General features: G+C 56.5%; 27 protein-coding genes. 19 read left to right on the forward strand and 8 right to left on the reverse strand.

What is annotated here, in order from left to right; all coding sequences use genetic code 11:
* The first annotated feature begins 3 nt into the window (after positions 1 to 3).
* Both V7680_RS03330 and V7680_RS03335 read left to right on the forward strand, forming a co-directional pair.
* The gene (locus V7680_RS03330) at positions 4 to 687 is read left to right on the forward strand and encodes a Fe2+-dependent dioxygenase (RefSeq protein ID WP_335651872.1); all 684 of its coding nucleotides are present in this window, start codon (positions 4 to 6) and stop codon (positions 685 to 687) included.
* Positions 688 to 826: 139 nt separating this feature from the next.
* Entirely contained in the window at positions 827 to 1,975 is a 1,149-nt protein-coding gene (locus V7680_RS03335; protein WP_335651873.1) for a ribosomal protein uL16 3-hydroxylase, read from the forward strand.
* A gap of 75 nt (positions 1,976 to 2,050) precedes the next feature.
* On the opposite strand, the gene V7680_RS03340 is transcribed toward V7680_RS03335, so the two are convergent.
* A complete protein-coding gene (locus tag V7680_RS03340; protein WP_067200226.1) occupies positions 2,051 to 2,257 on the reverse strand; it encodes a cold-shock protein in 207 nt (68 codons plus the stop codon).
* A 238-nt stretch (positions 2,258 to 2,495) separates the two neighbouring features.
* On the opposite strand from V7680_RS03340, the gene V7680_RS03345 reads away from it, so the two are divergent.
* The 4 genes from V7680_RS03345 (at position 2,496) to V7680_RS03360 (ending at position 4,223) form a co-directional block, all read left to right on the forward strand.
* Positions 2,496 to 3,137, forward strand: a complete 642-nt coding sequence (locus V7680_RS03345; RefSeq protein ID WP_335651874.1) for a hypothetical protein — start codon at positions 2,496 to 2,498, stop codon at positions 3,135 to 3,137.
* A gap of 35 nt (positions 3,138 to 3,172) precedes the next feature.
* Positions 3,173 to 3,568, forward strand: coding sequence for an ion channel (locus tag V7680_RS03350; protein ID WP_335651875.1), 396 nt, complete (start codon positions 3,173 to 3,175; stop codon positions 3,566 to 3,568).
* Between the two features lie 25 nt (positions 3,569 to 3,593).
* The gene (locus V7680_RS03355) at positions 3,594 to 3,995 is read left to right on the forward strand and encodes a DoxX family protein (RefSeq protein ID WP_335651876.1); all 402 of its coding nucleotides are present in this window, start codon (positions 3,594 to 3,596) and stop codon (positions 3,993 to 3,995) included.
* 75 nt (positions 3,996 to 4,070) lie between these two features.
* Positions 4,071 to 4,223, forward strand: coding sequence for a hypothetical protein (locus V7680_RS03360; RefSeq protein ID WP_335651877.1), 153 nt, complete (start codon positions 4,071 to 4,073; stop codon positions 4,221 to 4,223).
* Positions 4,224 to 4,388: 165 nt separating this feature from the next.
* Here the strand turns inward: V7680_RS03360 and V7680_RS03365 are convergent, their stop codons facing one another.
* A complete protein-coding gene (locus tag V7680_RS03365; RefSeq protein ID WP_335651878.1) occupies positions 4,389 to 5,156 on the reverse strand; it encodes a hypothetical protein in 768 nt (255 codons plus the stop codon).
* Positions 5,157 to 5,239: 83 nt separating this feature from the next.
* Complete coding sequence (locus tag V7680_RS03370) at positions 5,240 to 5,665, reverse strand: MarR family winged helix-turn-helix transcriptional regulator (RefSeq protein WP_335651879.1); 426 nt, start codon at positions 5,663 to 5,665, stop codon at positions 5,240 to 5,242.
* 267 nt (positions 5,666 to 5,932) lie between these two features.
* On the opposite strand from V7680_RS03370, the gene V7680_RS03375 reads away from it, so the two are divergent.
* From V7680_RS03375 to V7680_RS03390, 4 genes are all read left to right on the forward strand, one after another.
* Positions 5,933 to 7,168 (forward strand): acyl-CoA dehydrogenase family protein, encoded by a 1,236-nt coding sequence (locus tag V7680_RS03375; protein WP_335651880.1) that lies wholly within the window; start codon positions 5,933 to 5,935, stop codon positions 7,166 to 7,168.
* 341 nt (positions 7,169 to 7,509) lie between these two features.
* Positions 7,510 to 9,102, forward strand: a complete 1,593-nt coding sequence (locus V7680_RS03380) for an isocitrate lyase (RefSeq protein WP_335651881.1) — start codon at positions 7,510 to 7,512, stop codon at positions 9,100 to 9,102.
* Positions 9,103 to 9,301: 199 nt separating this feature from the next.
* Positions 9,302 to 10,786, forward strand: coding sequence for a S41 family peptidase (locus V7680_RS03385; RefSeq protein ID WP_335651882.1), 1,485 nt, complete (start codon positions 9,302 to 9,304; stop codon positions 10,784 to 10,786).
* Between the two features lies 1 nt (position 10,787).
* Positions 10,788 to 11,225, forward strand: coding sequence for a hypothetical protein (locus tag V7680_RS03390; RefSeq protein WP_335651883.1), 438 nt, complete (start codon positions 10,788 to 10,790; stop codon positions 11,223 to 11,225).
* Positions 11,226 to 11,228: 3 nt separating this feature from the next.
* Here the strand turns inward: V7680_RS03390 and V7680_RS03395 are convergent, their stop codons facing one another.
* The 4 genes from V7680_RS03395 to V7680_RS03410 all read right to left on the reverse strand — a co-directional run bounded on the left by V7680_RS03395 (position 11,229) and on the right by V7680_RS03410 (position 13,211).
* Entirely contained in the window at positions 11,229 to 11,735 is a 507-nt protein-coding gene (locus V7680_RS03395) for a GNAT family N-acetyltransferase (RefSeq protein WP_335651884.1), read from the reverse strand.
* A complete protein-coding gene (locus tag V7680_RS03400; RefSeq protein WP_335651885.1) occupies positions 11,732 to 12,214 on the reverse strand; it encodes an anthrone oxygenase family protein in 483 nt (160 codons plus the stop codon). Before V7680_RS03400 ends, V7680_RS03395 begins: the two co-directional genes overlap by 4 nt.
* Before the next feature lie 27 nt (positions 12,215 to 12,241).
* Positions 12,242 to 12,634 carry a DUF6632 domain-containing protein gene (locus V7680_RS03405; RefSeq protein WP_335651886.1) on the reverse strand — a complete coding sequence of 131 codons (393 nt, stop codon included), beginning with the start codon at positions 12,632 to 12,634 and terminating at the stop codon, positions 12,242 to 12,244.
* Positions 12,635 to 12,731: 97 nt separating this feature from the next.
* Entirely contained in the window at positions 12,732 to 13,211 is a 480-nt protein-coding gene (locus V7680_RS03410) for a hypothetical protein (RefSeq protein ID WP_335651887.1), read from the reverse strand.
* A gap of 310 nt (positions 13,212 to 13,521) precedes the next feature.
* Here V7680_RS03410 and V7680_RS03415 point away from each other — a divergent pair, with 310 nt between their 5' ends.
* The 6 genes from V7680_RS03415 (at position 13,522) to V7680_RS03440 (ending at position 17,405) form a co-directional block, all read left to right on the forward strand.
* Complete coding sequence (locus V7680_RS03415; protein ID WP_335651888.1) at positions 13,522 to 13,953, forward strand: ester cyclase; 432 nt, start codon at positions 13,522 to 13,524, stop codon at positions 13,951 to 13,953.
* Between the two features lie 150 nt (positions 13,954 to 14,103).
* Entirely contained in the window at positions 14,104 to 14,661 is a 558-nt protein-coding gene (locus V7680_RS03420; protein WP_335651889.1) for a hypothetical protein, read from the forward strand.
* Between the two features lie 377 nt (positions 14,662 to 15,038).
* On the forward strand, positions 15,039 to 15,956 hold the full coding sequence (locus V7680_RS03425; protein ID WP_335651890.1) for a hypothetical protein: 918 nt from the start codon (positions 15,039 to 15,041) through the stop codon (positions 15,954 to 15,956).
* 14 nt (positions 15,957 to 15,970) lie between these two features.
* Positions 15,971 to 16,417, forward strand: a complete 447-nt coding sequence (locus V7680_RS03430; protein ID WP_335651891.1) for a GFA family protein — start codon at positions 15,971 to 15,973, stop codon at positions 16,415 to 16,417.
* 90 nt (positions 16,418 to 16,507) lie between these two features.
* Positions 16,508 to 17,050, forward strand: a complete 543-nt coding sequence (locus V7680_RS03435; RefSeq protein WP_335651892.1) for a lipocalin family protein — start codon at positions 16,508 to 16,510, stop codon at positions 17,048 to 17,050.
* A 184-nt stretch (positions 17,051 to 17,234) separates the two neighbouring features.
* On the forward strand, positions 17,235 to 17,405 hold the full coding sequence (locus tag V7680_RS03440; protein WP_335651893.1) for a CsbD family protein: 171 nt from the start codon (positions 17,235 to 17,237) through the stop codon (positions 17,403 to 17,405).
* 189 nt (positions 17,406 to 17,594) lie between these two features.
* Here the strand turns inward: V7680_RS03440 and V7680_RS03445 are convergent, their stop codons facing one another.
* The gene (locus V7680_RS03445) at positions 17,595 to 18,041 is read right to left on the reverse strand and encodes a hypothetical protein (RefSeq protein ID WP_335651894.1); all 447 of its coding nucleotides are present in this window, start codon (positions 18,039 to 18,041) and stop codon (positions 17,595 to 17,597) included.
* 180 nt (positions 18,042 to 18,221) lie between these two features.
* Between V7680_RS03445 and V7680_RS03450 the strand changes: the two genes are divergently transcribed.
* From V7680_RS03450 to V7680_RS03460, 3 genes are all read left to right on the forward strand, one after another.
* Positions 18,222 to 18,392 (forward strand): CsbD family protein, encoded by a 171-nt coding sequence (locus tag V7680_RS03450; protein ID WP_335651895.1) that lies wholly within the window; start codon positions 18,222 to 18,224, stop codon positions 18,390 to 18,392.
* Between the two features lie 259 nt (positions 18,393 to 18,651).
* Positions 18,652 to 19,866: a GGDEF domain-containing protein gene (locus tag V7680_RS03455; protein WP_335651896.1), complete on the forward strand. Its 1,215-nt coding sequence runs from the start codon at positions 18,652 to 18,654 to the stop codon at positions 19,864 to 19,866.
* Positions 19,867 to 19,924: 58 nt separating this feature from the next.
* On the forward strand, positions 19,925 to 20,362 hold the full coding sequence (locus V7680_RS03460; RefSeq protein ID WP_335651897.1) for a hypothetical protein: 438 nt from the start codon (positions 19,925 to 19,927) through the stop codon (positions 20,360 to 20,362).
* The last annotated feature ends 324 nt before the right edge of the window (positions 20,363 to 20,686 follow it).

Consider the following 20,686-nt stretch of genomic DNA (forward strand, 5'->3'; position numbering starts at 1 on the left):
ACGATGCTGCTGGCAATCCCTGACATTCTTTCTCCAGAGCAAGCTTTGGCCATGCGGGCCGAGCTGGAAGCTGCGGAGTGGGTGGACGGGAATGTCACCAGCGGTTCGGGCTCAGCGAGCGTCAAACGCAACCGCCAGCTGCCCGAACAAGCACCGGTGACACAGGCAGCACAGGCGCGAATTAGCGACGCGCTGATGGCCAATGCCATCTTTCTGTCTGCAGCTTTGCCGCACACGGTATTCCCGCCACTGTTCAATCGATACGGTGGCGGGGAGACTTTTGGCCTCCATGTAGACAATTCCATCCGCTTCCACGGCCCCAGCGGGGCACGCATCCGCACCGATCTCTCTGCGACACTGTTTCTCACCGATCCGGAAGATTATGACGGCGGTGAACTGGAGATCGAGGATCATGGCGGCACCATGCGCTACAAACTGCCGTCCGGTCATATGCTGCTCTACCCCTCGACCAGCCTCCACCAAGTCACCCCGGTAACCCGCGGCGACCGTATTTCCTGTTTCTTCTGGCTGCAATCTCTGGTCGCCGATCCGGGAGAGCGGGAATTGCTCTTCGATCTCGATCAGACGGTACAAACCTTATCCTCGGAACGGGGTAAGGCAGATCCGGAAGTATTGCGTCTGACGCAGATCTATCACAATCTGGTGCGCAAATTAGCGCAGGTTTGACAGGAGAAAGGTTATCCGATCAAGCGACTAGACTGCGATGGAAAACCGGTTAGCGACCGGTCGAACTCAACCCTTGCTCCACAGCAATAAATTAGCGGTAACACTACCGGTTCCGCACGAAATTGTGTAGCGCATGCCGATGCAATTTAATAATTTCGATGCCGCGGCTTTCCTGCGCGATTACTGGCAGAAACGACCACTGCTGATCAGAAACCCCTGGCAGTCGTGGTGCAATCCGCTGTCACCCGACGAGCTTGCCGGCCTTGCTTGCGAAGATCATGTCGAGTCTCGCTTGATCACCCAATCGAGCGATGACTGGAACGCCGAACATGGCCCCTTGCCCGAGACCCGCTTCGGCGAACTGGGCAAGTCTCCCTGGACCCTGCTGGTGCAGGCAGTCGACCAGCATGTTGCGGATGTCGCTGCGCTGATCGAACCGTTTCGCTTCATTCCCAATTGGCGGATTGACGATGTGATGGTCAGCTATGCCAGCGATGGCGGTGGAGTCGGCCCGCATTTTGACCATTATGATGTGTTTCTGGTCCAGGGCCTTGGCCAGCGCAGGTGGCAGATCGGCGGAATGTGTGACGATCAGACACCGCTGCGCTCTCACGAAGACTTGCTGCTGCTCGCTAAATTTGAAACGGTGGAAGAATGGGTCCTGAACCCCGGAGACATGCTCTATATCCCGCCTGGCATCGCCCACAACGGCGTCGCAGTCGGCGAGCAATGCATGACCTACAGCATCGGCTTTCGGTCGCCATCGCGTAAGGAACTGATCGGTAGCTGGTGCGACGATCTTATGCCACAATTGACCGATGATGATCGCTATTGCGATCCAGACTTGGCCGTTCAGCAGAACCCCGGTGAAATATCCGCACTGGCCATCGACCGGTTGCATGCGATGCTCACCGAGAAACTGAGCGATCGCACCGAATTTGCACGCTGGTTCGGCGAATTCAACAGCACGCCGAGATATCCGGAAACAGACTGGCGACCCGAAGAACCGATCGAGATAGACCATCTGCGCTCCTTGCTGACCGCCGACCATCCGCTGCTCCGCAACCCTGCCAGCCGCTTTTCTTATATCCAGGAGAGCGAGAGCAAGCTGCTGTTGTTTGTCGACGGTGAGTGTTTTCCCTGTACCGATAAAGTGATCGGAGTGGCCGAATTGCTATGCGCACACGATCAATTTGTCATCGATCCGGAATGGTGCACATCGGATGATGTCGTGGGACTGCTCGCTGACCTGTATAATCGCGGCAGCCTGGCGTTCGACTGGGGCTAGACGAGCGCGTTTTCAAGACAAAAAAAGGGCGGGAATGCTGTGCACTCCCGCCCTTTCCCGTAATCGGTAAGAGGCTTAAGCCTGCTGCAAGTTTACAGCGGCTTTCTTGCCGTTATTTCCGGTTTCAACATCATATGTCAAACGCTGTTCTTTTTCGAGCGACTGCATTCCGGCAGCCTGAACTGCTGTGATGTGCACGAAGCTGTCATCGCCACCATCTTCAGGAGCGATGAAACCATAGCCCTTGTCGGTGTTGAAAAATTTTACGGTGCCTGTAGGCATAGTCTTATTCCTATTCATAACTTAATTATGCCCGATCTTGCGAAATGCAGAACCGGACGGGATTGGCCAACTTCGAGAAATGGGAAAAAGAGTATGCAACCGTAGGGGTAGCGAAACCATGATTTCGTCGTAACGCGATTTATTAGCTATCGCGGCTATAGCAGCCTATTCCAGAATAAGCAATCAGATGTATTTCGACGGTTTCAAGGGCTACAGAAATTGTGTAGCAATAGCGCCTATGAACAAATCATATCTGGTCTGCTCGGCAGCACTTCTTCTCTGTATCCCGCTCGCATCCTGCGATTCATCTCCGGATGCCCCACCAGAACCATCACCGCAAGACCTCTTTTTCGAACGGATGAGTCTGCTCTGTGGCAAGGCTTATGCCGGAATATTGGTATCCGAACAAGAAGCCGACGCCGACATGGTGGGCAAGCCGATGATCATGCACGCCGCGGCCTGTGATTTGAACGAGATCCAGATTCCTTTTCATATCGCGGAAGGGCCTGACAGCTGGGACCGGTCGCGGACATGGTTCATCACCCGCAGCGATCAGGGAATGCGCCTGAAGCACCGCCACCGGCACGAAGACGGCAGCCTCGATGATGTTACCAACTATGGCGGAGATACGGCTAGTGAAGGAACAGCGGACCGGCAGGAGTTCCCGGTAGACGCCGAATCGATAGCCTCTTTCAAGGCGAACGGGCTCGATCAGTCGGTAAGCAATGTCTGGGCGATCGAGATCAGCCCGCCGGGTCAGTCCGATGCCAAATTTGCCTATGAACTGCGCCGTCCGAAAACCGCAGACGGCCGCCATTTCCGCGTTGAATTCGACCTGTCCGCCCCGGTACCGGTGCCGCCCGCTCCCTGGGGAGGTTAAAGCGGATGTTCGCAGAGCTTGCTGTAGGCGGCATTATGGTTTTGCTAACCGTGCTCATCCACGGCGTTGGTATCTTTGGTCTGGGCCGTTTTCTGCGGGTCGAAGCCCGCGAAGAAGCAGCGGAACATATTCACCCGATGTCGCCGCACGGTATTCTGGTGACCCTTGCCCTGGTATTCGGCCTGTTCATACTGCACGGCATAGAAATCTGGGCCTATGCGATCGTCTACCGGCTGGTTGACGCCATCCCGACCTTTGAGCAGGCCATCTATTTTTCCACGATCACTTACTCGACCACCGGCTATAACAGCGACGGCCTGGCCAACCAATGGCAGATGATTGCCGCGATTGAAGGGCTTAACGGCTTCATCTTGCTCGGCTGGTCGACCGCTTTCTTTGTCACCGTCGTCGCTCGCATGGGACGGAGATGATCGACCATCCCGAACTGGAAGCTCGATGAAACGCTTTTTCCGGACATTATTGGCGCTGATCTACCTGCTCGCGGGCATCGCGCATATTCGCTCTCCCGGCGGATTTCTTCAGATAACCCCGGATTGGGTGCCATATCCCAAACAGGTGATACTTCTGACCGGAATCGCGGAAATAGCAGGCGCCATCGGGCTGATGATCCCGCCCCGCATGATCCCGCACATCCGCTATGCAGCCGGCATCGGCCTCGCTCTCTATGCGCTGTGCGTCTATCCGGCCAACATCAACCATGCGGTCAATAATCTCGCGATCGGCGGAGAGACCGCAAGCTGGCTCTATCACGCCCCGCGCCTTGCCTTTCAACCAGTGTTTATCTGGTGGGCGCTGATCGCCGGCGGCGTCATCAACTGGCCATTCAAACGCAAATAGCCGTGAACCTGCCCAAAGTGGGGTATTTATGCTATCATCACCTTTGCTATCTTGCGGATAGTGAAGGAGCACAACATGGAAAAGCATGGCGATCAGATTGAAGTTACCGAGCGCGAGGCAAGCAACAAACCGCGTGGACCCCATAATGTAAGAATAGTTTTGGCGGCCTCATTGTTGCTGGCAATTCTGACGATGTCGATAGTCTGGATCATCCCCGCATTGAGTTGATCAAGCCCGATATTCACGTTCGTGCTACGCTGGTAGAGCTATCTGCCTGGGACCCGCGCGGTCCTTCGAAAAGCTTGGGACGAACGGGGAAACGGTAGCGACCCCGAGCCCAAAGTTAGTCAAAGTTAGGGCCAAGAACGGTCTTTTCTCGCTAATCCCTTACCGCTAATCTCCATAATTTTTGTCTTCATTGTCAGATATTTGCAACTTGCTTACGGTACGTCTTGTTAGCTTTTGCGGTACCGCAGCTTCATCTTCGACACCGGTCCGGTCCTGTCGCTGCCAGTGCGGCAACTTCCCGTCCATGATATCGGCAATTTCCAACGCGTCATCCAGTTCTTCCGGTGACATCAATTTCTCCGGCTCCGACGGAGGTTCGGGGCCGAGCAGTTTCAGCGCCTCCGCGACCGGTGGACGAACAGGAATCGGTTGCTGTCCTCCCACGGATGCGCGGCTATCCAAGTTTGCGTGATTATAACGACCAGGCGCATGGGCGCGGATCAAGAACATGAGCAGGCGGTCATTATATTTGCGCTTGGTGTAAAGATGACGCCCCTCCTTATCTACCACCACATCGTCAACTCCGTTGATCGCGCGGTCGAAGGCAATGTCGATCAGCCGCCCCGAAGCTGCTTGTAACGCTGCGTCCCACGCGGCAGCAAAACTCTCCGCCCCCGGAGCACGACGCAGCTTGTAGGCAGCGGCATCCGACATTCCGACGCTGCGCGCCGCCGCGACTACCTCGCCGCTGTCCGCCAGCGCCCCGATAAAGGCTCGCTGTCGCTCCGGCGTCCAGCCATCCTTGCGGCGTTTGCGCAAGACGGGAACCCAGTCATAGGCTTCGGGGTCATGGCCGTGCGCGTCCAGTTTGAAAGGTTCGACCTCCTTATTGTCAGGAGAATCGGCGGCTTGGGGGGATTTCTTGTCTGTCATGCCAGACACAATAACCTATTTGGTACATTGTAGGAAAGTGGCGCGGAAATAGCGCTCCCATGTCGGTTGGGCGAGGCCTGACGTCAGTCAGGGTCGCTGATTATCAATTCCATCGCGGCAACCACGGTGGCGATTGTCTTCTCACCCAACAGCTCGTCGACCTTTGCACTAACTTCATCGACGATCGAGCCGGTTTTTCTCACGGCCTCGGAGCCCGATTTGGTCAGCTTGAGCAGCCATGAACGGCCATCATTGTCGTCGCGGACTCGTTCCACCAGATTGAGATCGATCAGCCGACGCATCATCGCAGTGATTGCGCTATCATTCAGACCAAGCTCTTTTGCCAACAGGGTCTGGGTTGTGGCCTCTTCGGATTCGATAATCGCCAAGGCAGACATTTGCGCGGTTGTAACGCCGGCGACTTCAAGCAACTGGCGATCAGAAATTTTCTTGAGAGCGTGGGCGGCGATCTGCAGCCGCGAGTAGAATCTCTGATTTCTTGCCGTCATCCCTTCTTAGTATCGCAATATCTGACATTTGTGAACTATTATAAGTTCATCGGTGAATTATAATATTTTGGAGACTTGTCACCTTCAAGACCCGCCAGCTCCTATCTTTCGTAGGATTATTGTGATATTGCCATCCTTATTGGTTGTGATATAGTTTAATGATGAACTAATTTACGACTCGCACCTTCACCTTCGTCACACCGGATGTGACTGTTCAGACAGCTTAGAAAAGGAACAATGATGACCCACGATCCAAATGATTCAGAAATGAATGACCTGAGAATGTCAGACAGCGGCCGAGTTTTATATGACAAGGTAAAACGCTTCGTTGCCGAAGAAGTCGACCCGATAACCGAAAAATATTTTGCCATGGGCGAAGGCCGTGCAGACCGCTGGAGCTACGCGCCCGGACAGCTGGAATTACTGGAAGGCGTGAAAGACAAGGCGCGCAAGCAAGGGCTTTGGAATTTCTTTTTGCCCGACGCAGAATCCGGCGAAGGCCTGAAGAATCTGGACTATGCATTCATTGCCGGCGTCTTGGGCCAAAACTCGTTGGCGTCCGAGTGTATGAATTGCAGCGCGCCCGATACCGGCAATATGGAAGTGCTCGAACGTGTCGGCACGACAGCGCAGAAGCAGGAATGGCTCGTTCCATTGCTTGAAGGAAAAATCCGCTCTGCTTTCGCAATGACCGAGCCAGGACATCCTTCTTCGGATGCACGGAATATCCGCACCGAAGCCGTTCTTGAAAAAGGCGAATGGGTGATCAACGGAGAGAAATTCTACATTTCCGGCGCAGGCGACCCACGCTGCAAAGTCATGATCACTATGGTCCGCACCAATCCCGACGGCCCGTCACACTCGCAGCAGTCGCAAATCCTGGTGCCTATCGATACGCCAGGCGTTGAAATTGTCGGACCAATGCATGTCTTTGGCGAAGACGACGCGCCGCACGGACATATGCACATCAAATTCAACAATGTGCGGGTGCCCGAAGAAAATATCCTGCTGGGCGAAGGGCGCGGGTTTGAAATCTCCCAGCTCCGCCTCGGTCCTGGACGTATTCACCACTGCATGCGCAGTGTCGGCGTGGCAGAACGGGCATTGGATCTTATGGTCCATCGTGGCGGAAGTCGTGAGGCCTTTGGCCAGCCTCTCGCATTGCTCGGCAAAAACCTGGAAGTCATCTCGCGCGCACGCATCGATATCGAAGCTATGCGCCTGATGGTTTTGAAAGCCGCCAAGGCAATGGATGTCATGGGCAACAAGCAAGCCCGCGTCTGGGTTTCCATGGTCAAAGCCTATGTCCCTGAAATCACATGCCGGATCATCGATGAAGCGATCCAGATCCATGGTGCAGCAGGTGTATCGCAATGGACCCCGCTTTCCCGCATGTATGCCAATCAGAGAACATTGCGTCTCGCTGATGGCCCGGACGAGGTCCACCATATGGTCGTCGGCCGCAACGAAATGGGCAATGCTGGCTACAAGCCACAGCGTTAAGCCTGTCACTGATAACTCAAGAAAGGCCGGGCATGATGTCCGGCCTTTCTGCCATGGAACACCCTATTCGACCGAACTCCACTTCAGGTCAAAGCCACCAACGACCGCCGAACACGGCGACCACCGTTGCGTATGAGACCAGACATCGGTCAGGCCATAGCTTTGTTGTAAATATATTTACAACATTACAGGCAAATAATGCATTCCCACGACATCCCGACTCGTAAATTGACAAGTTTCACTGGCTTAACCAGCGAAACTCGCCCAAACCTTCTTCCAGACGCTGAAAATATTTTGACAGCCCAATCGATAACCGCCTCCCCAGCTTAAGGAAGAAGTATATGTCCTATCAAGATTTCAAAAACTCCGCCGACAATCTCATCAGCAGCCAAAATGGTGCATGGACCGGCATCGACGCCGAATCCGTTGCCCGGATGCAATTGCAGAACCGGTTCAAGACCGGTCTCGACATTGCAAAATATACAGCTGCAATCATGCGCGAAGACATGGCGGCCTATGACGCCGACAGCTCGCAATATACCCAGTCGCTGGGTTGCTGGCACGGTTTTATTGCGCAGCAGAAGATGATTTCAATCAAGAAGCATTTCGGCAGCACCAAACGCCGTTACCTCTACCTGTCCGGCTGGATGGTCGCTGCATTGCGCAGCGAGTTTGGTCCTCTACCCGATCAGTCGATGCACGAAAAGACTTCGGTTCCTGCTTTGATCGAAGAACTCTATACCTTCCTGCGTCAGGCAGACTCTCGCGAACTGAACCTGCTGTTCCGCGACATTGATGCGGCACGCGACGCCGGCGACAGCGCAGCTGAAAAAGCAGCAATGGACAAGGTCGAGAATTTCCAGACCCATGTTGTTCCGATCATTGCCGATATCGATGCCGGTTTCGGTAACGCCGAAGCCACCTATTTGCTGGCCAAGAAGATGATCGAAGCGGGCGCCTGCGCCTTGCAGATCGAAAACCAGGTGTCTGACGAAAAGCAGTGCGGTCACCAGGACGGCAAGGTTACCGTGCCACATGAAGATTTTCTCGCGAAGATCCGTGCCTGCCGCTATGCCTTCCTCGAACTGGGCGTAACTGACGGTATCATCGTCACCCGCACCGACTCGCTCGGCGCTGGCCTGACCAAGCAGATCGCGGTTTCCAACGAACCGGGCGATCTCGGCGACCAATACAACAGCTTCCTTGATTGCGAAGAAATTGACCCCGCTACCGCCAAAAACGGCGATGTCATCATCAACCGCGACGGCAAGTTGCTGCGTCCGAAGCGCCTGCCTTCCAATCTGTTCCAGTTCAAACCTGGCACCGGCGAAGACCGCTGCGTTCTCGACAGCATCACCTCGCTGCAGAACGGTGCTGATCTGCTCTGGATCGAAACCGAGAAACCTCACGTTGAGCAGATTGCCGGCATGATGGACCGGGTTCGCGAAGTCGTTCCGAATGCGAAGCTGGTTTACAATAACTCGCCTTCGTTCAACTGGACCCTGAACTTCCGTCAGCAGGTCTATGATGCGATGGCTTCGGAAGGCCTTGATGTTGCGGAATATGACCGTGATGATCTGATGGATGCGAAATATGATGACACCGAACTGGGCGAAGCGGCTGACAAGCGCATCCGTACCTTCCAGGCCGATGGATCGAAACGCGCTGGCATCTTCCATCACCTGATCACCCTGCCGACCTATCACACCGCTGCCTTGTCGACCGACAATCTGGCTAAGGAATATTTCGGAGACGCCGGCATGCTCGGCTATGTCCTTGGCGTGCAGCGCAAGGAAATCCGCGAAGGTATCGCCTGCGTCCGTCACCAGAATATGTCGGGCAGCGACATTGGCGATGATCACAAGGAATATTTCGCCGGTGAAGCAGCGCTCAAGGCTGGTGGTGCTCACAACACGATGAACCAGTTCGGATAAGCAACAAATAGTTCGGGTGCCCCCTGCCCCCTCGGCGGGCACCTGATCCAACCAGTTTTCCTGGGGAGGAAAAAACTATCCGTCGGCAGCAATGTCGGCGGATTTTTTCTGTGTGGACAATTGTCCGGAACGCTTTCAGTGTCAGACTGGTTCAGCCCATCGGGCATGACTTCGGTCCAGTTGAGTAAGAGGAGCTAGCATGGGGTTGCGGAAATCGGGTTCGATACTGGCACTCGCGGCGCTGCTCGCATCCTGCGGAGGAGCAGGTGGTGGTAGCAGTAATAGCATTAGCCTGCCGCCCGGCGGTGGAGGCGGAGCGGGACAGACCCCCACGCCGATCAGTTCGACATGTTCCCTGCAAAACAGACAAAATTGGGCTTTTGACCAGATTAACGAATGGTATCTGTTCCCCGAGACACTGCCAGCCGCCCTCAATCCGGCGCCTTATGCTACGGTGCAAGCCTATATCGACGCGCTGACCACAACCGCCAGGGGACAGGGCCGCGACCGGTTTTTCACCTTCATTACCTCGATCGCGGAAGAGAATGCCTTTTTCAACTCCGGCACAACTGCCGGCTTCGGGATCCGCCTGAGCTATGACAGCGCCGCCGCGCGGGTGTTCATTCTCGATGCCTTTGAAGGCGCGCCTGGCTTGGCCGCCGGTCTGGACCGCGGCGGCGAGATATTGGCGATCGGGACAAGCAGCGGCAACCTGCAGACCGTGACCTCGCTATTTGCGCAGGGCGGAGCGGGCGCAGTCAGCAGCGCTCTGGGTGCCTCGACCGCTGGCACCAGCCGGGTCTTGCGCTTTCGCAACGCAGCGGGCGCCGAAACCACCACCACGGTCAGCAAGGCGGACTTCGCTCTCCAGCCGATCTCGCCGCGCTATGGCGTGCAAATACTCGACAATGGCGGCACCAAGACCGGCTATGTCAATCTGCGCACCTTCATCGACAGCGCCGAGCCGCAATTGCGCGCTGCCTTTCTGCGATTTCGTAACGAGGGTGTGACTGATCTGGTCATCGACCTACGCTATAATGGCGGCGGACTGGTGCGCATCGCCGAATTGTTCGGCGACCTTCTCGGCCGCAACCGCTTTGGCAATGAGGTCCTGTCGGTCACCCGCTTCCGCGCCAGCAAGGCAGCGAATAACGAAACTCGCTATTTTCAGCCACAGTCCCAGTCAGTCTCTCCGATGAAAATAGCGTTCATCACGACCGGCGGGTCGGCTTCGGCCAGCGAACTGGTGATCAACGCGATGGTTCCCTTTCTCGGCCCCAATATGGCGCTGATCGGCAGCAACACATATGGCAAGCCGGTCGGGCAGATCGGTCTGGATCGTACGGCCTGCGATGACCGGATCCGGATCGTCGCCTTCGCCACCGAGAATGCCGACGGCAATGCCAATTACTTCAACGGCCTCGCTGGCTCGGTTGCCAACAGCTGTCAGGCGGCGGACGACATCAGCATGCAGCTTGGTGATCCGGGCGAAGCGTCGACTGCGCGTGCGCTCGGCTTTCTGTCCGGAGCCGCCTGCGCCCCGATCAGCGGAGTGCTCGACGGCGCGACCGCCAGCACGAGCAGAGCGGCATCGGCACAGCGCGCACCGCTCTCCCTGCCCCGCGAGCTGCTGATGCCGGCCCAGCCGACCCCGGCCCAGCGCGAGGTTCCAGGAGCCTTCTGATATGACCGAGCACCGGACCGACCATGCCGTGATGGAAGACAGTATCGAGACGCTGGGTGACCGCTATGACGGGATGGCCGCCATATTGTTCGACCGGTTCATCGCCGGTCACCCCCATTATGCCCATGCCTTCGTCAATCCCGAGGCCGCCCGCGAACGGATGACCCGGGAGACGCTCGAGGCGATGCTCGGCCTCGCGGCGGGCGAGCCGTGGGTCGATCATGCGGTGACCAATTTCATCGACCTGCACCATGATTATGCCGACTTCACCCCGCAAGATTATGCCGCCTGGTTCGCGCTGGTGATCGAGACGATGGCAAGCCGCGCCGGTCCCGATTGGCCCGAAGGCGCCAGCGCAGCGTGGCAGCGACAGGCCGACCAGCTGGTCGCCAAGGTCGCAGCGGTGGAGCGCAACAAGGAAGTGCCACTGCGGAAATAGCCGTCACGCCGCACCATGAAATAGCGGATGAAACGCGATCACGCTGTCCGGCTCCGGCACCCGCAATGGCAATAGCTGGAAATATTCGGCCGGTTCGCCTTCCGGGCAGAGGTCGGGGAAAGCTCTGAAACCGAAGCGGCTGTAATAAGCCGGATCGCCGGTCAGCACGCAGCCCGCCGCATCGCGCTCGCGCAGCATCGCCAGCCCCGCCTCGATCAGCTTGCTGCCGATATGTTGTCCCTGCAGCTCCGGCTCCACGGCAACGGGACCGAGCGCATAATATCCCGAGCTACCATCCGCCGCAAACGCCTTGGTAAAAGTCACTTGCCCGACCACGATACCGTCCAACTCCGCCACCAAAGAGATAGCCAGCGCGCCAGCGTCGCGGAACCGGTCTATCAGATCCTGCTCGTCGCCGTCAGCATATTCCATCGGCGCAAAGGCACGCTTTGTGATGTCATGGATCGCGGCCTGATCGGCGGGTGTTTCCGGACGGATGACGATGGTCATCGCTCGGCAATCGCAGCGAGCAGCAGGACCAGCGATACCGTGCAGCTCGCGGTCCGGACATGGTTCCACGGCAGCCAGTGCTGCATATAGCGAAGCCACATCGCCTCTGCTTCCGGCCCAGCCGCATCGGTCGCCTCAAGAGCATTGTTCAGCGGGACATTGGCGGCCGCCGTTACCACCAGCATCCCGAGCAGATAGATCACCCCGCCCATCACCATTTGCCAAGCACCAGCCGAGCCCCAGATCATCACGCCGAATACCGCCAGCAACAGACAGGCAAGACTGCTCGCGAAAAACAGCGGCAGGAACAGCGACTTCAGGATGATCCGGTTGATCGACTGCATTGCCGCCATCCCGACCGGTCGCCCCGCTGCGTCGAGCGCCTGCATGACGAACACCGAGAAGGTGAAATAGACACCGGCCATCAAACCGACCGATAGCGCTGCGAACCAGAGGGTTGCGGTTATGACGTCCTGCAAAAAGCTCTCCTGCTATTATCTCTTGTTCTACATCCCCAGGACGTCGGTATCAACTTTCGGCTTCAACACGCCCAGCACCACGGCGACCAGCAGCAGCGCCGGTACATCGCCGAGCATATGGCCCATATGTTCCGGATTCTGCATCGCCTGCACCGCCATGATTCCGGCGTGAACCACGCTCGACCAGATGGTGAAGGATATCAGGGATCGATGGTCTGCAGGATTGGCGGCGGCGCGGATCAGGAATATGCCCAGCGTCGCGTAGACCCCGACGATCATCATATAATAATGAGAGGCGACCGGCGGCCCCTCGTGCCACATCCAGCCCGACGGCCAGACCAGCGCCAGCGGATAGACCAGACAGAATATTGCCCCGAACAAAACCAGAGCAACCTGCAAAAAGCTATAACGTCCCACCATTTTTTCTCTCCCGTGGCGACCCGCGAGTGCGACAATGATTACGCCTCTTGCGCCGAGATGGCAAATCGCGCGCCGAACTTTACACAAATGCGCGATTTTATTTTCTGTAATCTTTGCGCTCCGCCTCCCGATCCTCCTCCGGCGGAACCAGCCGGTCGAGCCGTCCGAGTGCTACCAGAAGCGTAGAATTGTCGGGTTTTCTGATCGTTCCGGCATAGCGCCCGCCGCGCAATATCGGCTGGTAGCGGCCCTGCCTGATCCGCTGGAAAAGCGTCTCTAGTGTAATCTTTGGCTGCCGGCTTCCCGGCACGCCCAATATCGCGTCCCAGGCAGCGACAAATTCCTCCGCGCCGGGTTTGCGGCGCAGCTGGTAGGCGCTGTCGCGGCTCATCCCGAGCCGCTCTGCGGCGCGCTTGATGCAGCGGGTTTCGGCGAGCAGCCCGAGAAACTCCGCCTGCCGGACCGGCGTCCACCCGTCTTTCCGCGCGCGCAGCGGCACCGGCGTGAAAGCCGGGATACGCGAAATAGGGCGCTGCTGGACCATATGGCTGCGGGGATCAGGGCGGGAGTCGGTCATGGGCGGGATTAGGGCATATTGGTAGCGGTGTAGGAAAGCGGTTTCTTGGTCGGGGTGGCTTTGTGATCTGAACCGCCTTTTCGTCATCCTGAATCTATTTCAGGACCCCTCCAGACTGCGCGCCTGCCCCACGAGGTCCTGAGCCGAAGGCCACCGGAGGTAAACAAGTTCAGGATGACGAGTTTGTGTTGCGAAATAAGGAGTGGGGCGTATTTCAAGATGACGGTTTCCACCACCCGCTACAAATCGAATTGCATTCCCCTCGTCGCTGCGCGAAACCCTCCCAAACAAAAGAACGGGAGAGAGAAAAATGTCCGACCTCGAACAATCGCGGCTGAAGGTCGTGCGCGATCATATGGCGCTGGAGATCACCCATGAATGGGATGCGGTGATCGATACGTTCCAGCATCCGCGCTATGAATTATACGGCAATGGCACCGTGTTCGACGGCGAAGAAGCGGTGCGAGCCTATTTCGCAATGTCGCGCACGCCCTTCCCCGACCAGGCCAATGAAATCATCGCGATCGGTGCGGCGGGCGAACATGTCGTGCTGGTCGAATTCTGGCTCACCGGCACCCATCTCGGCCCGCTGACCATCGGCGAGCGGGTGATCGAGCCAACCGGCAAAGCCTTTCGGGTGCGGATGGCCGCAAGTTTTGAGTTTGCGCCGGGGACCGACCGGATTGTGTGCGAGCGGGCTTATTTTGGGGAGGGGATGATTGCGAAGGAGTTGGGGTTGTGAGGGTGTGGTTGTGCTTAGTGCGGGATCGCGCCTCGCCTTGCTCGCAACGCCAAACTATCTAGAATTTTCATATAACATCTAATAGATGCTTGACGACTCGGAATTGACGTGGTAAATGGACGTCAATTAGTCGAAAGGTCAAACACCACTATGTCAGACAAGCGCGATTTAAACGCATTTTTGGATTTCATGGACTATCTGTCCGACAAAGGCTTGATGGCCAAGAACACTGCGCAAGCTAGAAAAGCAGCGGCCAACAAGGTTCTCGGAGTGCTGTCATCCGAAGAAACGTCAGATGTGACGACAATAGATCTTGATGACGCAATTCAAAGATTCAGCAATCTGCAAGGTCAGAAATATACACCTCAAAGCCTAGTAACCTATAAAAGCAGGGTACGATCCGCCCTAGATGACTTCGAAGCGTATCTAATGAATCCCCTCGGTTTTCGACCGAGCATCAATACTCGCGAACGTAAATCGAAAAAGCAACAAACTGGCCTGGATAAATCAGCTTCACAAAACAATCAGACTGCCAATGAGACACCGCCTCAAATTGACAAACCGTCAACAGGGCCGTTGTCCAATAGCATCATACCTATAGCGATCAGATCCGATTTAACAGTTTTCGTTCAAGGATTACCGTTTGATTTGAGCGAGTCCGAAGCGAACAGAATCGCGAACGTAATAAAGGCAATGGCCATGACTTAAACAAGAAAGGCCCGAGCAAGCTCGGGCCAATCAATTTTTCTTCATCGGGTTCAACGGGGCTCGCCGATGACGAAGCCTAGCTGATCGATTAAAGAAGTGTTGCAGTTTCTTTATATACAAATCGGTTGTTAAAGCAAGGTAAACAGCGCCCCGAAAGAGGTTGCGGTATGAGTAAACGTAAGTTTGCACCACCGCCACCGGGTTTCAAATACATCTTTCGCCCTTGGCGGAAGTGTCCGAAAACCGGTGACATCCTGTATGCTAAGAACTTTGGGTTCAAGGCGTGGCCGATCTTGGTACCGGTCTAAAATAAGATGGCAGGGGTTCAGTGCCCCTGCCATTCAATAAATTCCGATCATGTATGGGGAGACAAATAATTGAAAAAATTTAGTGAATCCACTTATGCGTTTGCATGCACTCAAGAAGTCACTCAGATTTCTCCTCGGTGGGCTAACAACGTCCCAATAATTCCTACGCTTCAAAAAGAGGCTAGGGTTGGATACGATGTGCGCTTCGATCTTCCGGGTACGTTTCTTTTGTATCAATTCAAACTGACATCCCAAGTGCATAAATTGAGATTAGTCGGAGATGAAAAGGAAGATACGAGACAAAGCCGACGATTGAGGTCGTTAGCATTGTATGGGCTAAATCAATTCTGGACGACAGCACATCAACATCAAAGGCTGTCTCGTCTCTGCCGATTTTTTCCGTTCACGTTCTACGTTGCACCGAAGTTTGGGTCGGAGAAGGAATTGAACGAGCACTTTCGGAGAAAAAAAGTGCTGGAGAATTCACTTATCGTGCCCGTTACCGACTTTCCCACACCTCGGAACGACAACGGTCATCGCCATCGAGTAATTGCGCCGATCAACTCATCGGAAATCTTTATCTTCAGCGAACACAGGATGGTTGAGAATATAAATTACCGACACTATCTGAAATCAATCTGGGAAAAGTGGGCTGGGAGCGAGCCCCTATATCGAACCATCGACTTCATTTGGAGCGAATTTCCTGGCATCAGAGGAAGAACAAAACAGCTGTTTAATTCCTATCGAAAATCTCAAGCAACCTTATCTTTGCCATACGAATATGGCACAATTGATCAACAAAACATTACTGAAGGGCAACCACGTCGAAAACGGCAACCGCCGTGGGAAGAATCCCAAATAAAAAGATCGATAGTTGACGGATCAGTGGATGATTATACAATTAAACTGGCGGTATTGGCAGAGATTTTCAGCGCCGGCGGTCTACGGCTTAACGTGATCCAACCCAAGGACAGATACGTAAACTAATAAGAGGAGACCCCATGACCACCCCCCAACCAACCCGACGCCAGGGCCACTGCCTCTGCGGCGCCGTCACCATCACCGCGAAAAACGCCGCCAATCATGTCGATGCCTGTCATTGCCGGATGTGCCGGCGCTGGGGTGGCGGGCCGTTTGTCGAGATTGATTGCGGAGAGAACGTGCTGATCGAAGGGGCGGAGAGGATATCGGTCTATAATAGTTCCGACTGGGCGGAGCGGGCCTTTTGCGCGGACTGCGGCTCGCATCTCTTCTATCGGCTGAAAGGGTCGGGCGAGCATATGGTCTGCGCCGGGCTGTTCGACGACGCGACCGACAAGGCCGATCTGGCTTTGCGGCGGCAGGTGTTTATCGACGAGAAGCCGTCTTATTACGCCTTCGCCGGGGATAGCGAGACGCTGACCGGTGCCGAGCTGTTCGCAATGATCGAGGCGGAGCAGCAGGAATAAGCCGATCTTTCGCCGCTTCTGTCCCTTCGGCCATATTCAGCATCGGCTCACGACCGGCTAGATATACCTCCTGAAAAGGGAAACTATCCTATGACATTATCGACCATACAGAAGCTCGCGCTGTGCACCCTGCCGTTCGCCCTGCTCGGTGCCTGTGCCGGCAAGCCCGGACCCGTTGGCAATAGCGCCGTGCCGCAGCCGGCCAAGGCGGTGGAGCTGGATCGCTATCTCGGCAAATGGTTTGAAATGGCCCGCTATGAAGCGCCGTTCCAGAAAGGCTGCGACGGCGTGACGGCCGATTATGCGCTGCGCGATGACGGCAAAATTTCTGTCGTCAACAGCTGCACCAAGGACGGCAAGACCAATAGGGCTGACGGCAAGGCGAAGATCGTCGAGGGCAGCGGCAATGCGAAGCTGAAAGTATCCTTCTTTGGTCCCTTCTATGGCGACTACTGGATCCTCGACCGCGCCGATGATTATAGCTGGGCGATCGTCGGCGAGCCGAGCGGGCGCTATCTGTGGATGCTCACGCGGCAGGCGCAGCCCGATAGCGCGACCCGGGCGCTGATCGAGGCGCGGGTGAAAGAGCTTGGCTATGACTGGAGTCTGGTGCGGGTGACCGACCAGAGCTGATCGCGCTGGTCCGGGCCTTGAAACCCCTCCCCTGACCACCCGGCGACAAAGCGTGTCGATTTAGCGCCAATTTGTGAAATCAGGCTGCAACCATCGGGCTGCTGGCGCATTGTCTATTCATGCAGGCGCTAGCGCATGCATCCCCCGCGGGCCGGCAATCCGGCTCAACAAAAGGAGTAAGAATATGGGTGAACTAGTAGACAAAGTTAAAGGCAATGTGAACGAAGCCGTTGGCAAAGCCAAACAGCATAGCGATGACCCGGAAACCCGCGCCGAAGGCAAGGCGCAGGAAGTAAAGGGCAAAGCCCAACAAGCCAAAGGCGCAGTCAAAGGCGCTCTCGGCGACGACATTTAATCCCTGTCCCTGACCCTGGCGCCGCTCGCTCTCCTCCCGCCCCCCGGTTGCGAGCAACGCCCATAGAAAAGCCGGCCCTCACGGGTCGGCTTTTTTGGTTCGGGGCAGCCAGTCCTCGCCTCCCTCTTTCCGTTCGTGCTGAGCTTGTCGAAGCGGGCCGGGAAGACCTGTTACCCGTGATGAGAGCCCTCAGTCTGCAGGATCGACCGTGATGCTGGTGATCAGGCGAAAATCGTCGCTCATCACATTGCCTTCATTGTCATATTGCTCGCCAATGCCGATGGTTGCGGTGGCGCTGCGACCAATAAATTCGGTCGGCATTTCCTGTTCCTCGAACCACGCGATACAAGAATCGACGCTGCAGAGCGCGCTTTGGATTTCTCCATCTGGATCAGCGTCCGCCGCCGGAGCGACCAGACTGTAATCGAGATAGCAATTGTCGCCGCATTCAAAGCCCTTGATTATGATCTGCTGGCTCTGCCCTGCCGGGGCAGAATCGGCGACGGGCCGGGACGCATCCATCGCCACGTCGGCGGTGTCCGCTTCGGGCTCGGCGGCCGGCGCCTTGCTCGCGGCGCAGGCGGTGAGAGCCAATATCGCGAACGCGGTTAGCGGCATTTTGATCAAATGGGACATGGTTTCAAACTCCGGTGAAGATGTCGCTCATCCTGAACTTTTTTTCCCGCCCAGTCCACCGGCACGCCGGGAGGGAACTTTTGCGGGAACCATTTTCCAGTTGGTGCATTGGACTATCATGCAGGCGCAACGTCTGTCCCCCGATCGGCCGGCAATCCGGCCCCAGCGAAGGAAAAACAGATGGGCGAACTTCTGGACCGGCTGAAAGGCAATGTGAACGAAGCGGTTGGCAGCGCCAAACAGCAGAGCAACGATCCCGAGACCCGCGCCAAAGGCAAAGCCCAGGAAATCAAGGGCAAGGCCCAGCAAGTCAAAGGCGCGATCAAAGGCGCACTGGGCGACGATATCTAATCCCCTCCGTACTTTGGGCGCTGCTAGCTCTCTCCCTGCCCCCCTGCAGGCAGCGTCAAAAGAAAAGCCGGCCCTCACGGGTCGGCTTTTTATTTTTACGCTGTCGAGAGTCGGGATGACGGCGACCGGATCGGGCTGGCCGGAATATTGACGCAATTTCCCTGATCCGGGAACAAAATCCACGACGCGCGGTTGCGCGTTAACCGTCCTTTATCCAAAATCCCATATCAGGTTACCCGGCATCCTTGTGGGGTATGAAATGACGACAAATGTGCAGCAGGAAACAGACGCGATCTTGATCGATGTTGCGCAGAGCGTGCCGGCGATTACCGACAAGGTGGTCAGCCACGAACTTCTCGAAGACGGGCTGACGCGGCGCATTGCCGGGCAGCTTGGCATGATCGCTCCGCTTGTCCTGATCGGATGGGTAGCGACCGACATGCCGGAGAGGTGGATCTTGTGGTTGCTGATCGCGCTGCAATTACTGGCACAAGTGGCGATTGCGGCCAGCGCGACCTGGCTCCGCCATGCCGTGGTCACTGGCAAAGTTCCGCTGTTTCGTCATATCTTGTGGATGCTGGCCGAAGGCGCAAGCGGTGTCATCTGGGCAGTGGCGCTGGTCCTGCTCGGGCCGATCATTGACAGTTCGAATGCCGCGCTGACCATATGGGTCACGATATTGGTTACCATGACGATCTCGATTCTGCTTGCCGCACCCTTTGCCGGCATTGTCTTCCCCCTGCTCGGCGGCTTTTTTGCAACGCTGGCCATTGCCATATTGTTTCTAAACTGGAGTATCAGCGGTTTTACGGAACTGGCCTATATTTGTCTGACTCTCGCCCTGTGTGTCATCGCCAAGGCGGTCAATCTGCAGGCGCGGGCGAATTGCCGGGCGGAGATTGGCGTCGTCCGGCTGAGCGAACGGCTGGAGGAAGAATTGCGCCGCACTTCGTGGCAGTCGCGCCATGACAGCCTGACCGGATTGTTGAATCGCTCCGCCTTGCTGGAAGCAATCGAGGACATGGGTGACGGACGGGCGTCGGTGATCCTGGTCGACATCGATCATTTCAAGGCGATCAACGACGGCTTCGGTCATATGCAGGGCGACGCGGTGATTGCTGCCGTCGGGGCCTGCCTGTCGCAGGCGCTGGCCGAAGAGATGGACGATGCGCTGACCGCGCGCTGGGGTGGTGAGGAATTCATCATCGTCCTCTCCGAATGTTCCGATGCGCAAGCCAGAGACATCGCCGAAACCGTACGCAAGGCGGCCGCCACGCTGGCCCGTGCAGACTGGCCAGAGATGCTGCGGCTCACCGTCTCGCTCGGCGTTGCCAGCGGGCCGGCTAATCGTTTCTCAAGCCTGTTCCGGGAAGCCGATCGCGCAATGTATGAAGCCAAAGCGCTGGGCCGCAATCGAGTGGTCTTTGCCGGCGACGGCAAGAATGAACCGGCCAAGACTGCACGAGCGGCTTGAATAGCAGCCATCGATAACGCGTGTTGACAGCGCCAGTGTGTTACCATAGCAATACAGAATGAAACGCAAGCTTGCCATTGTTATCTGCCTGATCTTCCTCGCCTCGGGGATCATCCGGATCGGGGTCAGCGCGCTGATGATCGGTCAGGCAATGGGGTGGTGGATATTTGATGGCGAGGCCGTCGAAGCATTGGCCGACACGCAGCGCTTCATAGCCGAGGCAGACATAAACCTGGTCGGCTTCACCCCCCTCACCTATTTCGCCTTCATCATGGTCATGGGGTTGACGATCAGCGGCGGCGCGGTCGGCCAGTTGTGGCGGCGGCGATGGGGTCTGACGCTTATCGCACTTTATCTGCTCAGCCATGCGGCACTGTTCATCAATTTCATGACAGTGAACCCGAAGATTTTCCTCTGGGGCCTTTCGGTGGTGATGGCCGGAGTACTGGTCTGGGCGAGCAGGACGGCGGAAGCGGACGAGCGCGTGACGGCGTAGCGGGCGGCCCGTCACTGGGCGCCCCGCACACACTCCGTTCGTGCTGAGCTTGTCGAAGCACGGGTGGGATTAGCCAACTTTGCCCTGCAGGCGGCTGTCCATCGACAGGCTCAGGACGAACGGCGTTTCTTGGGGTTGAGCTTGTCTGGTCCGGTGGCGATCCTGAGTGAACATACACCACACTCCGTTCGTGCTGAGCTTGTCGAAGCACAGGTGGGGCTATCCAACATTGCCCTGCAGACGTCTGTCCTTCGACAGGCTCAGGACGAACGGGGTTTTGGCGCTCCAATATATTAGGAACAGGCCTCGACATATCCCAGCACC

The sequence above is a fragment of the Parasphingorhabdus sp. genome, from assembly GCF_036963705.1.
GTDB lineage: Bacteria > Pseudomonadota > Alphaproteobacteria > Sphingomonadales > Sphingomonadaceae > Parasphingorhabdus.

What these genes read in the sequence shown, in the direction of transcription:
- V7680_RS03330 (WP_335651872.1), top strand. Translation starts at nt 4, where the DNA reads ATGCTGCTGGCAATCCCTGACATTCTTTCTCCAGAGCAAGCTTTGGCC.
- V7680_RS03370 (WP_335651879.1), bottom strand. Translation starts at nt 5,665, where the DNA reads ATGACGGCAAGAAATCAGAGATTCTACTCGCGGCTGCAGATCGCCGCC.
- V7680_RS03375 (WP_335651880.1), top strand. Translation starts at nt 5,933, where the DNA reads ATGAATGACCTGAGAATGTCAGACAGCGGCCGAGTTTTATATGACAAG.
- V7680_RS03365 (WP_335651878.1), bottom strand. Translation starts at nt 5,156, where the DNA reads ATGACAGACAAGAAATCCCCCCAAGCCGCCGATTCTCCTGACAATAAG.
- V7680_RS03440 (WP_335651893.1), top strand. Translation starts at nt 17,235, where the DNA reads ATGGGTGAACTAGTAGACAAAGTTAAAGGCAATGTGAACGAAGCCGTT.
- V7680_RS03405 (WP_335651886.1), bottom strand. Translation starts at nt 12,634, where the DNA reads ATGGTGGGACGTTATAGCTTTTTGCAGGTTGCTCTGGTTTTGTTCGGG.
- V7680_RS03345 (WP_335651874.1), top strand. Translation starts at nt 2,496, where the DNA reads ATGAACAAATCATATCTGGTCTGCTCGGCAGCACTTCTTCTCTGTATC.
- V7680_RS03435 (WP_335651892.1), top strand. Translation starts at nt 16,508, where the DNA reads ATGACATTATCGACCATACAGAAGCTCGCGCTGTGCACCCTGCCGTTC.
- V7680_RS03455 (WP_335651896.1), top strand. Translation starts at nt 18,652, where the DNA reads ATGACGACAAATGTGCAGCAGGAAACAGACGCGATCTTGATCGATGTT.
- V7680_RS03445 (WP_335651894.1), bottom strand. Translation starts at nt 18,041, where the DNA reads ATGTCCCATTTGATCAAAATGCCGCTAACCGCGTTCGCGATATTGGCT.
- V7680_RS03350 (WP_335651875.1), top strand. Translation starts at nt 3,173, where the DNA reads ATGGTTTTGCTAACCGTGCTCATCCACGGCGTTGGTATCTTTGGTCTG.
- V7680_RS03335 (WP_335651873.1), top strand. Translation starts at nt 827, where the DNA reads ATGCAATTTAATAATTTCGATGCCGCGGCTTTCCTGCGCGATTACTGG.
- V7680_RS03395 (WP_335651884.1), bottom strand. Translation starts at nt 11,735, where the DNA reads ATGACCATCGTCATCCGTCCGGAAACACCCGCCGATCAGGCCGCGATC.
- V7680_RS03430 (WP_335651891.1), top strand. Translation starts at nt 15,971, where the DNA reads ATGACCACCCCCCAACCAACCCGACGCCAGGGCCACTGCCTCTGCGGC.
- V7680_RS03460 (WP_335651897.1), top strand. Translation starts at nt 19,925, where the DNA reads ATGAAACGCAAGCTTGCCATTGTTATCTGCCTGATCTTCCTCGCCTCG.
- V7680_RS03390 (WP_335651883.1), top strand. Translation starts at nt 10,788, where the DNA reads ATGACCGAGCACCGGACCGACCATGCCGTGATGGAAGACAGTATCGAG.
- V7680_RS03380 (WP_335651881.1), top strand. Translation starts at nt 7,510, where the DNA reads ATGTCCTATCAAGATTTCAAAAACTCCGCCGACAATCTCATCAGCAGC.
- V7680_RS03355 (WP_335651876.1), top strand. Translation starts at nt 3,594, where the DNA reads ATGAAACGCTTTTTCCGGACATTATTGGCGCTGATCTACCTGCTCGCG.
- V7680_RS03360 (WP_335651877.1), top strand. Translation starts at nt 4,071, where the DNA reads ATGGAAAAGCATGGCGATCAGATTGAAGTTACCGAGCGCGAGGCAAGC.
- V7680_RS03340 (WP_067200226.1), bottom strand. Translation starts at nt 2,257, where the DNA reads ATGCCTACAGGCACCGTAAAATTTTTCAACACCGACAAGGGCTATGGT.
- V7680_RS03385 (WP_335651882.1), top strand. Translation starts at nt 9,302, where the DNA reads ATGGGGTTGCGGAAATCGGGTTCGATACTGGCACTCGCGGCGCTGCTC.
- V7680_RS03420 (WP_335651889.1), top strand. Translation starts at nt 14,104, where the DNA reads ATGTCAGACAAGCGCGATTTAAACGCATTTTTGGATTTCATGGACTAT.
- V7680_RS03450 (WP_335651895.1), top strand. Translation starts at nt 18,222, where the DNA reads ATGGGCGAACTTCTGGACCGGCTGAAAGGCAATGTGAACGAAGCGGTT.
- V7680_RS03410 (WP_335651887.1), bottom strand. Translation starts at nt 13,211, where the DNA reads ATGACCGACTCCCGCCCTGATCCCCGCAGCCATATGGTCCAGCAGCGC.
- V7680_RS03415 (WP_335651888.1), top strand. Translation starts at nt 13,522, where the DNA reads ATGTCCGACCTCGAACAATCGCGGCTGAAGGTCGTGCGCGATCATATG.